This window comes from Aliirhizobium sp. YIM B11859 (genome assembly GCF_057163345.1).
Map to the genome: position 1 here is coordinate 120,164 of NZ_JBXHAY010000008.1, position 12,426 is coordinate 132,589.

Annotated in this window: 11 protein-coding genes; 2 read left to right on the forward strand and 9 right to left on the reverse strand. The window is 58.8% G+C overall.

Annotated features, from left to right (window positions below; all coding sequences use genetic code 11):
* Positions 1 to 313: 313 nt before the first annotated feature.
* The 6 genes from AC2GXZ_RS25770 to AC2GXZ_RS25795 all read right to left on the reverse strand — a co-directional run bounded on the left by AC2GXZ_RS25770 (position 314) and on the right by AC2GXZ_RS25795 (position 7,021).
* Positions 314 to 1,336: an ABC transporter ATP-binding protein gene (locus AC2GXZ_RS25770; RefSeq protein ID WP_483762094.1), complete on the reverse strand. Its 1,023-nt coding sequence runs from the start codon at positions 1,334 to 1,336 to the stop codon at positions 314 to 316.
* Positions 1,337 to 1,432: 96 nt separating this feature from the next.
* A complete protein-coding gene (locus AC2GXZ_RS25775) occupies positions 1,433 to 3,121 on the reverse strand; it encodes an ABC transporter permease (RefSeq protein ID WP_483762230.1) in 1,689 nt (562 codons plus the stop codon).
* A gap of 58 nt (positions 3,122 to 3,179) precedes the next feature.
* A complete protein-coding gene (locus AC2GXZ_RS25780) occupies positions 3,180 to 4,157 on the reverse strand; it encodes an extracellular solute-binding protein (protein ID WP_483762231.1) in 978 nt (325 codons plus the stop codon).
* 225 nt (positions 4,158 to 4,382) lie between these two features.
* Positions 4,383 to 5,081: a response regulator gene (locus AC2GXZ_RS25785; protein ID WP_483762095.1), complete on the reverse strand. Its 699-nt coding sequence runs from the start codon at positions 5,079 to 5,081 to the stop codon at positions 4,383 to 4,385.
* Positions 5,078 to 6,463, reverse strand: a complete 1,386-nt coding sequence (locus AC2GXZ_RS25790; protein ID WP_483762096.1) for a sensor histidine kinase — start codon at positions 6,461 to 6,463, stop codon at positions 5,078 to 5,080. Before AC2GXZ_RS25790 ends, AC2GXZ_RS25785 begins: the two co-directional genes overlap by 4 nt.
* Before the next feature lie 72 nt (positions 6,464 to 6,535).
* Positions 6,536 to 7,021 carry a GAF domain-containing protein gene (locus AC2GXZ_RS25795; RefSeq protein WP_483762097.1) on the reverse strand — a complete coding sequence of 162 codons (486 nt, stop codon included), beginning with the start codon at positions 7,019 to 7,021 and terminating at the stop codon, positions 6,536 to 6,538.
* Between the two features lie 120 nt (positions 7,022 to 7,141).
* Here AC2GXZ_RS25795 and AC2GXZ_RS25800 point away from each other — a divergent pair, with 120 nt between their 5' ends.
* The gene (locus AC2GXZ_RS25800) at positions 7,142 to 7,564 is read left to right on the forward strand and encodes an NUDIX hydrolase (protein WP_483762098.1); all 423 of its coding nucleotides are present in this window, start codon (positions 7,142 to 7,144) and stop codon (positions 7,562 to 7,564) included.
* 1 nt (position 7,565) lies between these two features.
* Here AC2GXZ_RS25800 and msrA read toward each other — a convergent pair whose 3' ends face one another.
* The 3 genes from msrA to msrB are packed head-to-tail and all read right to left on the reverse strand — an operon-like array spanning position 7,566 to position 10,752.
* Positions 7,566 to 8,261, reverse strand: a complete 696-nt coding sequence (gene msrA / locus AC2GXZ_RS25805; protein ID WP_483762099.1) for a peptide-methionine (S)-S-oxide reductase MsrA — start codon at positions 8,259 to 8,261, stop codon at positions 7,566 to 7,568.
* A 12-nt stretch (positions 8,262 to 8,273) separates the two neighbouring features.
* Entirely contained in the window at positions 8,274 to 10,229 is a 1,956-nt protein-coding gene (locus AC2GXZ_RS25810) for a cytochrome c biogenesis protein DipZ (protein WP_483762100.1), read from the reverse strand.
* A gap of 43 nt (positions 10,230 to 10,272) precedes the next feature.
* The gene (gene msrB, locus AC2GXZ_RS25815; protein ID WP_483762101.1) at positions 10,273 to 10,752 is read right to left on the reverse strand and encodes a peptide-methionine (R)-S-oxide reductase MsrB; all 480 of its coding nucleotides are present in this window, start codon (positions 10,750 to 10,752) and stop codon (positions 10,273 to 10,275) included.
* A 355-nt stretch (positions 10,753 to 11,107) separates the two neighbouring features.
* Between msrB and AC2GXZ_RS25820 the strand changes: the two genes are divergently transcribed.
* A complete protein-coding gene (locus AC2GXZ_RS25820; RefSeq protein ID WP_483762102.1) occupies positions 11,108 to 12,328 on the forward strand; it encodes a molybdopterin molybdotransferase MoeA in 1,221 nt (406 codons plus the stop codon).
* Positions 12,329 to 12,426: the final 98 nt, after the last annotated feature.

Genomic DNA, 12,426 nt, shown 5'->3' on the forward strand with positions numbered 1-12,426 from the left:
AGACATGCCTGCTCCCACGTCTTCTACTTGGGCTGATACAATTTCTCAAAAATGGCAGGCTCTGTAGGTCGACTTGAAGTAAATTGATCTCATGTGGCAGGCGAACCGGTGGCTAAGCCATCGCCTGCAAAGCTGGCACGGCAGTCGACGCGAAATCTGCGGCAAGGGCAGCGAGAAAACATATGGTTTTATGATCGATATCCATTCCGGCTGGGTGCGAGCAACCTCACCGTCTCGATAGATCCGGAATCACAAACGCACTTTGACAAAGGCTTGGCGCAATTGTCGGCGATCCGCCAGAAATGCCGTTGTTTCAGTACACGAATATCTTTTCAGGGATGATCGTCATTCGGATCGCCGTGACATCGCTCCGCAACGGTTCGGATATTTCCGCCGTGAGCACTGCTTCCACTCCATCGACTTGCAGGAGCAGCCGTTCGCGATCGCCCAGAAAAGCCCGTTCGACAATTGAGGCCGCGATCTCGCCGTCCTCGGGTGAGATCCGGATGGCATTCGGTCGAATGTAGACGGTGCACGAACCACCAGGCTGCCCGGAACCGGGATGCGCAAAACGTCCAAGCACCGTATCGACATGACTTTGATCATAGCGCCCCGATATCCGGGTGCAGCCGCAGAAAAATTCGGCGACATAGCCGCTCTGCGGGTGCTGATAAAGATCGACCGGCAGCCCCGACTGCACGACCTCTCCCGATCGCATCAGCACGACCCGGTCTCCCGAAGAGAGAGCCTCCTGCGGATCATGCGTCACGATGATCACCGTCGCGCCCAGAGAGCGGAGCAATGACAGAGTATCGTTTCGCACACGCTCCCGCAGTCCCTGATCGAGGTTGGAAAATGGTTCGTCCATCAGCACGATGTCTGGTTGGGGAGCAAGCGCGCGGGCGAGCGCCACGCGCTGCTGCTCGCCACCGGAGAGCGCGTGAGGAAACCGGTCTACCAGGTCAGCGATACCGACAAGCCGGATCACATCGGCTGCCATTTCCGCGGCAACAGGCCGAGGTCGTTTCTTCAGCCCGAACAGGATGTTGTCGTAGACGCTCAGATGCGGGAAGAGCGCATAGTCCTGGAAAACCATTCCCACGCTCCGCAGTTCGGGCTCGACAAAATTCGGGCCATCCACCACCCTGTCGTTGATCAGAACCCGGCCCGCGTCGACCTTTTCGACGCCGGCAATGATGCGAAGCAGCGTCGATTTTCCGCAACCGGAATGCCCGACCAGCGCGACGATCTCACCCCGCTCGACCGTGAGAGACAGGTTACGAACAGCCGCATTGGCACCGAAATCCCGTCCGACGTTGTCGAGGCGAAGAGCCATTCTTGTGGTTTCCGCTATCATTCTTCCTACCAATCCAGATCATCGACGGTGTTGTTCGTGAACCCGGGGCAGCCACTTCGGTGGACAACACCGGCGCTATGAAGACTGTCGTTCCCGCCCGACCCGCGACAACAGAATGACGGGCAGGACGCTGATGACAACGATGGCCAGTGCCGCAATCGACGCTTCCTCATAGGTGCCTCGTGCCGCTTCGCCATAGAGATGCGTCGCGAAGGTTTCGATATTGAGCGGCCGCAGCAACAGTGTCGCCGGCAGTTCCTTGATGCAATCGACGAAGACCAGCAGGGCCGCCGCCGAGATGGCGGCTTTCGACAGCGGCAGATGTACATGCCGGAATGTACCGGCCGCCGATTGCCCGAGCGTACGCGATGCGTGATCAAACGACATGGGGATGCGTGACAGGCCCGCCTCGATGCCTCCGGCAGAAATCGCCAGGAAGCGCACCGTCAGTGCATAGACCACCGCCGCTCCCGATCCCATGAACAAAAGCCCGGTCGAGACACCAAACCAGTCGAGCGCGGCCCGGTCGATCATACGATCGGCGCCGGCAAGGACGATCAGGACACCGATGGCGACGACCGTACCGGGCGCCGCATATCCCACCGTCGAAAGGCGAAGCAATGTGAAAGACACCTTTCCGGGGCGAAGGCGAGTGGCGTAGGCGACAACGAGCCCCAGAGAAATCGTGACCACCGTCGCCGATGTCGCAAAAGTTATCGAGCTGACGGCCTCATCGAGAAAACGCCGCGAAAGGCCGGCGAACTGATACCGTTTCCAGGCTTCGGTCGTCAGATAGAATGTGGGCGCGACGAAACCCAGCAGGATCGGAATTGCGCCCGCGCAAAGAAGCAGCAAACCTTTCAGCCGGCCTACCTTCCGATATGCGAGACCACGGCTGCGCCTTGCATCCGTCTCATAATGTTGCTTGCGCCGTGCCCAGCGCTCCAGAACCACCAGAGCAACCACGATCGAGAGCAAGGCAAGCGCGATCTGCGCCGCGCCCGGCAGATCGCTCCGGGTGATCCATGTCGTATAGATCGAAACCGTCAGCGTCCGTACCCCGAGAAATTCCGCGGCACCGACATCGTTCAGTGTCTCCATCAGCGCAAGCGCGATGCCGACGGCGACGGCAGGCCGCGCCAATGGCAAGGCGACACGCCAGAACACTGCGTTGCGGGAAATGCCCAGCGTACGGGCGGCATCCACGAGATTGCCCGACTGGGTCAGGAACATCGCCCGCGTCGGAATATAGACGTAGGGATAAAGAACGAAACCGAGGAGAAGGATGCAGCCTGTCATCGAGCGGATGTCCGGCAGGCGAAACTGGCGTGGCGTCTCGTAACCCAGCAGCCAGCGGATGGCGCCCTGCACGGATCCGATCGGATGCAGGATGTCGAGATAGGCATAGGCGATGATGTAGGTCGGCACGGCAAGCGGCAGCAGCAGGGCCCATTCCAGCACGCGCCGCCCTGGAAACTCATAGGCGCTCACCAGCCAGGCGGTTGTGGTGCCGAGCGTGGCGGTTACCGCACCCACTCCGACGAGCAGGATGACGGTATCGACCAATGCCGCGGGCAGAATGCTGGAGAAAAGATGTCCCCAGAGCCCCGAAGACCCCTTCAGCGCCTCCAGGGCCAGGCCTGCAACCGGCAGGATGACGATCAGCGCAGCAATGGCGGAAAAGACAAGCCAGTTTCTGCCGGCACGGCCAGCATGACTGACGACCGACGGGCCAGCGATCGATTTGCGGGCAGGCATAGACATATCCATGATATGGCGGATGGAAGGCGTCCCGTTTTTTTCAGGACGCCTTCGGCATTGATCAGTTGTCGAAGCTGACCTTGTCGACCAGTTCGCTTGCCTGCTTGCGGTGACTGACGATTTCAGCAAGCGGCTTGTTGTCGATCTTCAGCTCGCCGAAGGAAGCGATGATCGGATCGGCCGCTACACCAGCCTTGACCGGATACTCGTAATTGGCTTGCGCATAGATTTTCTGGGCCTCGTCGGAAACGAGATATTCCAGGAATTTTACGGCTTCGGCCTTGTTCGGCGAATTCTTGGCGACAGCTGCGCCGCTGATATTCACCTGTGTCCCGCCATCCTTGAAGGTTGGTAGCACGACCTTGATGGCATCAGCCCATTTGACCTGTTCCTCGCCGCCCTTGCCGGACTTCATCAGGCCGACATAATAGGAATTGGCGACGCCGATATCGCAGATACCTCCGAGAATGTCCTTGGCCGCATCGCGGTCGCCGCCGGCGGCCTTGCGCGCCAGATTGGCCTTCATGCCGGTCAGCCACTTTTCGGTTTCTTCCGCCCCGTAATGGGCGATGTAATCGGCAAAAAGTGCGGTATTATAGGGATGCTGGCCAGAGCGGATGCAGACTTTACCTTTCCACTTGGGATCTGCCAGATCCTCATAGTTGAAGGAAGCAAGTTCGAGATCCTTGGCCACATAGAGTACGCGGGCACGATAGGAGAGGCCGAACCAATGGCCTTTACCGTCCCGCAACTCGGCCGGAATGGCGCCGTTCAGCACCGAAGACTCGATCGGCTGCGTTACACCCTTTTCAGCGAGATCGACGAGGTTCCCCGCATCGACAACCATCAGGATGTCGGCCGGCGAGCTTGCCCCCTCGGATGCGACGCGTTCAGCAAGGCCGTCCTTGAGAAACACGGTATTGACCTTGGTATCCGTCGCCTTGGTATAGGCCTCCAGAAGCGGTGCAATCAAAGCAGGTTCGCGTGTCGTGTAGAGGTTGATCTCTGCGGCCGACGCCACAGCCGGGGCGGAAAGCATCGTAGCGGCGAGAAATGCTGAAGTCAGAAAGGCGCGAGTGGTCATTGAAAACTCCCGATAGCAAGTGGGCAGGAACGACTTTGATCAATGTGTTCCCGAATCTGGTGCGATGCGGACAAGCTCGATCGAGTAAAATCCTGTCGACAAAACTCCACTTATCTTCATGTCGGGTGCCAGGCTATGCGGACCTAGGTCCGTACGATGCCAACCGGGATGCCCACTCCCTTATTTGGGGCCGGCACTGCGCTGCCAATCGCGCATCTGAAGGGCAGCTTCCGTCCTGTTGCGGGCCTGAAGTTTTTTCAGAATTCGCGTCATGACATGCTTGATCGATTTTTCCTGCAGCGAAAGGAAGCGCCCTATCTCCTTGTTGCTTTTCCCCTCGGCAACAAGTGACAGGATCTGCTCTTCCCTCGGGGTCAGATGAGGCATTTCCGGTCGAGCCGGACTGGCAGCCGAAGCCTCCTTCAGCGGCGACACCGTATTTTGCATGGCTGCCAGCACACGCGACGCAATCCCCGCGGAAACATAGGTCTGCCCATCGACCACGCTCCGCAACACGCTGGCGAGGTCTCCAGCTTCGATGCCCTTCAAGACATATCCACTCGCTCCAGCTTTTATCGCGTCGAAGACATCCGCTTCCTGCTCGGAAGCGGTCAGGACGACAATCAAGGCATCCTCTGCGATTTGCCTTATGGCGTTGATTGCAACATGCCCACCGCCAGGCATGGAAAGATCGAGGATACTGACGTCAGGCCGCCATTGCTCAAATATCGACAAGGCATCCGCAGCCGTTGCGCCTTCGCCCACGACCTCAATGCCGCCCTCGTCCTCAAGGCCTCGCACGACGCCCATTCTGAACATGGGATGGTCGTCCACGATCGAAACACGCAGGACTTCGGTGCCGCTTGCTGCAATACTCATGGGAGTGTCATCCGCAAAATCGTCCCACCGGCCGGATTGGCTAGAACCTCAAGATCCCCGCCAAGACTTGCCGCACGTTCCTTCAATCCGGCCAAACCCTGCCCTCCGTCGTCCGTCCGTTGTGTCAGGCCCTGCCCATCATCTTCGACCTGCAAGACAAGCAGCCCGTCAACGGCTTCAAGTGAAGCTTTTATTCGCATGGCATTGGAATGCCTCGAGGCATTGCTAAGCGCTTCCTGCAGGAAGCGGTAGATACAGATCTTTGTGCCGTGGCTCCTCACTTCGACCTCGTCAATAGTAGCCTCGATTGTCGCCCCCGAGTAAAGCTCATGTGCCCGGATCGCGCGCCAGGCGACCTCGCTGCCGGTCAGGCTCTCAAGTTCGGGAAGCTGCAGGCCGCGGCAAATGCTTCGGATCTCATCCATCGCATCGATAACCGACTTCATGACGAGCGCCTGATCGTCGTCACGCCCCTTCCCCTTCCTTATCGCCTCCAGGCGAAGGACAACGAAGGCCAGGAGTTGCGTGGGGCCATCATGAAGGTCCGCGGAAATACGCCTCAAATAACGTTCATTGAGTGTCACCGTGCGTTGTGCGGCCTGATCGACCCGGTTGCGAAGAAGCGTATTGCTGGCGAGAAGGCGGGACAATTCAGCAACCTGATTATCAAGCCGCCTCCGCTGTCTTTCTATTTCCCCGCTACCGCGCGCGACGATGACGAAGAGAAGAGCGAGCATTCCGGCCGTCACACCCGAGACAACCAGCCAGCTGGTGAAATGCAGCTGTCGAAGCTCGGCCAGAAACGCGCTGGTCGGCTCATAAAACTCCGCAGCTCCGATCACCCTGCCGGTCTTCGCATCCCGGATTGGACTGTAAATCTCGAGGAAGGCATGCCCGGTTTCTTTCTCGACGAGATGTTCCTCGCCTTCCAGCTCGTCGAATTCCGCAGAAACCGATCCGTTCAAAGCGATATTCAGAGGTGATCGCAACGCAAAGGTTTTTCCGATCAGCGCCGGATCGCTGCTGAAGGCGACCGTCGCGTCGCGTGTCCAGATCTTGAACGAAAAAATTCGCTCCGCCAGCGGCCCGTTGTTGATGGCCTTCGACAAGGTAAGCTCGTTTTCGCGACCCAACGTCACGCCGGTCCCAAGATCCTGCGCCAGTGGCGAGACGATGCTGTCGACGAACAGGGCCGTTGAATCGGCCCTGTCCTGTACGAAGCCTCGTTCGATGGTCGTGCTTACCCAGTATCCGATGATGAACATTCCAATGAGCAGGACAAGCAGCCCGGCCAGAATAAACTGCCAGGCGAGTGTCAGCCGGGACCTCGCATCCTTGCTCAAGTCAAAAGCTGAAGTCTGCATCGACACGGGATCTTTCATTCGACCACCAAGGCAGCCCGACTTCGTGATGTGTTTCAGCCAAGGCATCTGGTCATCCGGCGGAATGCTACGTCATGCGAATGACGTGGCAAAAATCTCCACCAGACGTTCCATGCCCGTCTGATCTTCCATATCGAACCGCGACGGAAGCGGGCTGTCCAGATCAAGGACGCCGATCGCCGCGCCGTGACGAAAAATCGGCACGACGAGTTCTGAACGAGAGGCTTCGTCACAAGCGATATGCCCTGGAAAAGCATGCACATCCTCGACCAGCACGGATGACCTGCGCTCGATGGCTGTGCCGCAGACACCGCGTCCGACAGGGATACGAACGCAGGCCGGTTTGCCCTGGAATGGGCCAAGCACCAGTTGCTCGCCTTTCAACAGATATACGCCCGCCCAGTTGAGATCTGGCAGCATCTGATAGATCAATGCCGACATGTTGGCGGCATTGGCGATCATGTCCGTCTCGCCGTCGAAAAGGCCTTGCAGCTGTTGGACCAGCTGGCGGTAGAACTCCGCCTTGTCGGCAGTATCGATCGTCTCTGCCTGGAACATGGTCACTCCCTTTCTGAATGCGTCTTACTTGTTAAGTTCGTCGGATCTAGCACGCCAACTGACCTGCGCGACGCATTTTTTTGATTGCGGCTCCGGACGAATCCGGTCTTGATCGGGCGCATGGAAAAGACGATCCGGATTGTTGCCGCCCTCATCCTTCGCCCCGATGGCATGGCACTTGTAGTGCGCAAGCGCGGCACCTCCGCCTTCATGCAGGCGGGTGGAAAGATCGAACCGGGCGAAACGCCTCAGGCGGCACTTGTTCGAGAACTTGCCGAGGAACTGGATCTCAGTGTTGCAGAAGGCGCCTTTATGCCGATGGGACAATTCAAGGCTCCGGCTGCCAACGAGCCGGGGCACAAGGTCGTCGCCGACGTCTTTCGGATAGATCTCGATCATCGACCGATCGAAGCTTCGGCCGAGATCGAGGAGATCCGCTGGATATCACCAGCCGATCCGGGAAATATCGTGCTGGCGCCGCTGACCAAGCAGGAAATCTTTCCAGCCCTTCTGACCGGCACAGCCAGAGGATCCGCTCCTTAAGTCAGAGCCCGTTCTGCGCAACCAGAACCGGCGTTGCCCTGAAATCCTTCGGGAACAGCCTCTTAAGATTGTCGATCTTCGGTAGGTCGTTATAGACGATGTAGGGATAGGTCGGGTTGTTGGTCAGAAAATCCTGGTGATAGGCTTCGGCCGGATAAAAGGACTTGCCCGGTTCGATCGTGGTGACGATTGCCGCATCGAACACCTTCGCCTTGTTGAGCTGGGCGATATAGGCCTTTGCCACCGTGACCTGCTCGTCGTTCGTTGGAAAGATCGTCGAACGATACTGCGTGCCTGTATCCGGACCCTGACGGTTCAACTGGGTCGGATCATGGGCAACCGAGAAATAGACCTGCAGCAAATGGCCGTAGGTGACCTTCTTCGGATCGAAGGTGACGCGAACCGATTCCGCGTGGCCGGTGCGGCCTGAGCCAACCGCCTCGTATTGCGCCGTCTCCCTGGCGCCACCGGTATAACCGGAAACCGCATTGGTGACGCCTTCGATATGCTGGAAGACACCCTGCACGCCCCAGAAGCAGCCACCGGCAAAGATAGCTGTCTCGGACGGGCCCGAAGTTGCAGCCTCCTCGATCGCGGGCGGCGGAATGGATATCCCCTCCTCCGCGCGGGCGGCTGATCCGGCCAGCAGGAGGCCAAACACGGACAGGGCAAGTGGAATGCTGTTTTTGCAATACATCACAAGGTCTCCTCAACCGAAGGTGAATGCGTAGGCTTCCAGGCCGGGGTCAAGGAAGCGGATTTCGAAAACATGGTCGCCCACCGCACCACTCTGGCGCACGAGCTGATAAAGACGCTGATTGGTAACGACGCCGTTGCCGTCGGCATCGGTATCGACGCCATGATTGTCGCCGGGCGGCTTGCCATCGACAGTCAACTTGAAACGGATCGGTTTTCCGTCGGCATCCGGTCCGAGGACAAGATGCAGGTCACGCGCGTGAAAGCGATAATAGATGCTTCCATTGCCGCCGGACAGCATGGCTCTTTCGGGCCCGACGGTCCAGCTGCCGGTGAGGCCCCATTCGTTCCGGCGTGGTTTCTCCGCCGTATAATCATGCGCGGCATCGTTCGTCGTGCCGTCCGTGCCGACGAAATTCCGGCTCCGGAGATATCCGAGATAGGTTTCCGGCGACTGGACATCTGTCTCGTCGGAAGCGGCTTCTGCGCCGGTCGCCTTCACATCGACGATGCCGCCCGCGACATTTGTCGAACCCGCCTCGGCCAGCAGCTGTTGAATGACACGCTCCGACTGATCGTAATCGCCTTCGCCGAAATGGTGATGGCGGATCCTACCCTCTGCGTCGATGAAATAATGCGCCGGCCAATACTGGTTGTTGAACGCGCGCCAGATGGCATAGTCATTGTCGACCGCAACCGGATAATCGATCTTCAGATCATTGATCGCCTGCGTGACGTTGTCGACCCGCTTCTCGAAGGCGAATTCCGGCGCATGCACGCCGATCACCACGAGCCCCTGATCCTTGTATTTTTCAGCCCAGGCGCGAACATAGGGAATGGCGCGAAGGCAGTTAATGCAGGAATAGGTCCAGAAGTCGACAAGCACCACCTTGCCCTTCAACTGCTGCATCGAGAGCGGCGTTGAATTCAACCACTGGACCGCACCATCGAGCGACGGAGCGACAGCCTCCACCGGCAATACCTGCGCCGTCTCAACTGCCGGCTTCGCCTGCACCATCGTCGCCGGATTACCGCTCATCATCGCGGGGCTGTTGCCGGACATCATGGCTGGGTTACTTCCCGACATCATCATCTGGTTGTTGTTGGCACTCATCATCGCGCCACCATTGGCCTGCATCGTCATGGAAGGCTTCATCGCCGCGCCCTGCCCGCCATCCTGGCCGCCTTGCATGGTCATCGACGGCTGCATCGCTGCCGGATTGCCACCGAGACCGGCCTGAGGCTGTAGCCTGTCGATCAGGCTCTGCTCCAGCGACGCGGTGCTCTGCAGCGATACGCGTGTCAGAAAGCCCGTATCGGCGCCGAAAAAGATTGCAACGACAGCGACAAGCACGGCAGCGCCGACACCGCGCCGCAACCATTCACCGGCCCCAAGCGATCGCTTCATGGCCCGGTAGGCTCGCCCGCCCACCAGAAGCGCAAGCGCAAGCGAGGTCGCTGCACCGAGCGCGTAGGCGGCAAGCAGAATGGTCGTGCCGACATTTGCGCCCTGTAGCGCGGCACCCGTCAGAATGAGCCCGAGCACCGGTCCGGCGCAAGGCGCCCACAAAAGCCCTGTCGCCGCGCCGAGAAGAAGCGATGACCATATCCCGCCGCCGCCGGAACGTTGCTCGCTATCGGCATGTTCGGAAAGTCTTGCGCCGAGAGCGACCAGCGGCCGGGTCAGATGATCGGCCACCGGCGGAAACAGCAGGATAATGCCGAAAGCGGCCAACAACAGCATTGCCGCGTAGCGCCCGTATTCATTTGCCTCTACGGCCCAACCACCGCCAACAGCCGCCAAAGTTGCAACCCCGGCGAAAGTTACCGCCATGCCGACCAGCATCGGCAGCGTGCTGCGCAGGAAAGGTTGCCCGGCCCGCGCAAAGACGAAAGGCAAAACAGGCAGAATGCACGGGCTGACGATCGTCAGCACACCGCCGAAATAGGCGAGGATGAAAAGCAGCATTGTTTCAGGCTTTCAAAATCGAAATGGGTCTAGCCGACCGTCTTCAGGCGGTCATGGCCCTGAATTTCATAGCCAGGCCGTTCATGCAGTAACGAAGCCCTGTCGGCTTCGGACCGTCATTGAAGACATGACCGAGGTGGCCGCCGCATCGGTTACAGTGGACAGCATCGCGGACCATGTTGAAGGATATATCCCGCGTGACGCCGACAGCGTTGTCGATCGGCGCCCAGAAACTTGGCCAGCCGGTACCGCTGTCGAATTTCGTGTCGGAGGAAAAGACGTCCTGATCGCAGCCGGCACACGAAAACAGGCCCTTGCGATGCTCATTCAAAAGTGCGCTGGCGTTAGGATATTCCGTCCCTTCCTGACGCAAGATATTGTACTGGTCCGCAGTCAGGATCTTGCGCCATTCCGCATCGGTATGACTGACGGGGAAATTGCCGGCGGGCGTCGCGGCATCGGCATGCCTTGCAATGACCACAAGTGACGCAGCCGTGGTCAGGAAAAAACGTCTACTGAGCATGTGCCTATCTCCCAAAGGTCGAGGTCTCAGATTGCAATACGGTGGCCAACCGATCCCGGTTACAGCTGCACGAAAACGTGATGGCCGCCATCCGGCCGATGAGACGACCGCCGGGTCGGCATCTGCCAACGCTTGCGCATGCCTAGCTGGACTCACAAGCATCTTGTGAATGAGAGGAGATTCATGGTCGTCCAAGCGTTATATTTCATGAAATATCACGCTACTTCTTGCCTAAAGGACTGGCAAGATCCAGTAGGATCACGAGAGCTTGCTGTAACCACGGCATGCGCGGCAATCTTTGGGCATGGCCTACAATGCTTACGGCCTGCAAAACATCATCCGGTGAGGAAATGCCATGAAGAGCGAAAGCCCACGCACCCTTCAACAGGCGCTCTCCTTTATCGAAAGCTATCTGGAGCGTGCCAGACAAACCACGCAATGCCCGGTGCGGAGCACGCTCGGTCGCGTCTTGGCAGAAAACATTCTAGCCCCGGTCTCGCTTCCGCGCTTTGATAGCGCGGCCATGGATGGATTTGCTGTGCGCTCCGCCGATCTCGGTCCAGACGGGCTTGCGCTCCTCAAGCTTTCCGAGGTCATAGCCGCCGGCCCCGTTGTGGCGTCGCAGCTTAAAGCCGGGGAGACGGCTCGGGTGATGACCGGTGCGATCGTTCCTGAGGGAAGTGAGCGCGTTGTCATCCAGGAGTTGGCCGAGGTAACCGGCAGCCAGGTTCGGTTCAAGGTCCCGAAGCACGGAAAGGCGCATATCAGGCAGGTCGGCGAAGACGTCATGGAGGGAGCGCCGGTCCTGAGAGAGGGCACCCGCATCAACGCAGGTCATATGGCGCTGTTGATTGCTCTCGGCATCCGCTCGATCGCGGTCTATGTCCGGCCCAAGGTGGCACTACTCTCCACCGGTGACGAACTGGTTGATGATCCCCGCCCGCTTTCGAGGGGAGAAATCTACGATACCAACCGGCCGATGCTCTCCATCCTGCTGGAAAATGCCGGCGCTGAGGTGACCGATCTGGGCATTGTCCGCGACGATCCCGGCCTGATTGTCTCGGCTCTGGTTGCGGCTGCCGCAGACCACGATTTCATCGTTTCGTCGGGCGGTGCATCTGCCGGATTTGCCGATCATCTTGCCGAAGCAGTTAGAAAACGCGGATACCTCGAATTCTGGAAACTCGACATGCGGCCGGGCAAACCCGTTGGCTTCGGCGATATCGACCATTGCCCGATCCTTCTCCTTCCCGGAAATCCGGTCGCAGCGGCAAGCGGATTTGCGATCATCGGACGTTTCATCATTGACCGCCTTCAAGGTCGGTCGGCTGGACAGGATCGTTTGCGGCTTCCGATCGCGACCCGGCAAGTCAAAAAATCCGGTATCGCCCAGGTCTTGATGGGACGCTTCCACGAAGATCCCGTGCAGCAGAATTTGCAGGTCATCCCGCTGACGGTTCAAGGCTCTGCGAGCTTTAACGATTTGGCCAACACCGAAGTGCTGATCATCCTTCCCCCGGAGATTACTCAAATCGAACAGGGTGCGCTGGTCGATGTCATCGATATCTGGCGGTGAGAACACCTATCCTTTTCGGATGAATTATTGGCGGAGCCACGAAGGCAGGCGCAGTTCTTTGCCAAACGGCAAGCGGGAAGCGGGAAGCGGGAAGCTGA

Excerpts from the sequence above, each read along its gene's own strand:
- msrB (WP_483762101.1), bottom strand. The coding sequence starts at position 10,752 with ATGCTCAGTAGACGTTTTTTCCTGACCACGGCTGCGTCACTTGTGGTC.
- AC2GXZ_RS25790 (WP_483762096.1), bottom strand. The coding sequence starts at position 6,463 with ATGAAAGATCCCGTGTCGATGCAGACTTCAGCTTTTGACTTGAGCAAG.
- AC2GXZ_RS25795 (WP_483762097.1), bottom strand. The coding sequence starts at position 7,021 with ATGTTCCAGGCAGAGACGATCGATACTGCCGACAAGGCGGAGTTCTAC.
- msrA (WP_483762099.1), bottom strand. The coding sequence starts at position 8,261 with ATGTATTGCAAAAACAGCATTCCACTTGCCCTGTCCGTGTTTGGCCTC.
- AC2GXZ_RS25810 (WP_483762100.1), bottom strand. The coding sequence starts at position 10,229 with ATGCTGCTTTTCATCCTCGCCTATTTCGGCGGTGTGCTGACGATCGTC.
- AC2GXZ_RS25785 (WP_483762095.1), bottom strand. The coding sequence starts at position 5,081 with ATGAGTATTGCAGCAAGCGGCACCGAAGTCCTGCGTGTTTCGATCGTG.
- AC2GXZ_RS25820 (WP_483762102.1), top strand. The coding sequence starts at position 11,108 with ATGAAGAGCGAAAGCCCACGCACCCTTCAACAGGCGCTCTCCTTTATC.
- AC2GXZ_RS25770 (WP_483762094.1), bottom strand. The coding sequence starts at position 1,336 with ATGGCTCTTCGCCTCGACAACGTCGGACGGGATTTCGGTGCCAATGCG.
- AC2GXZ_RS25800 (WP_483762098.1), top strand. The coding sequence starts at position 7,142 with ATGGAAAAGACGATCCGGATTGTTGCCGCCCTCATCCTTCGCCCCGAT.
- AC2GXZ_RS25780 (WP_483762231.1), bottom strand. The coding sequence starts at position 4,157 with ATGCTTTCCGCCCCGGCTGTGGCGTCGGCCGCAGAGATCAACCTCTAC.
- AC2GXZ_RS25775 (WP_483762230.1), bottom strand. The coding sequence starts at position 3,121 with ATGTCTATGCCTGCCCGCAAATCGATCGCTGGCCCGTCGGTCGTCAGT.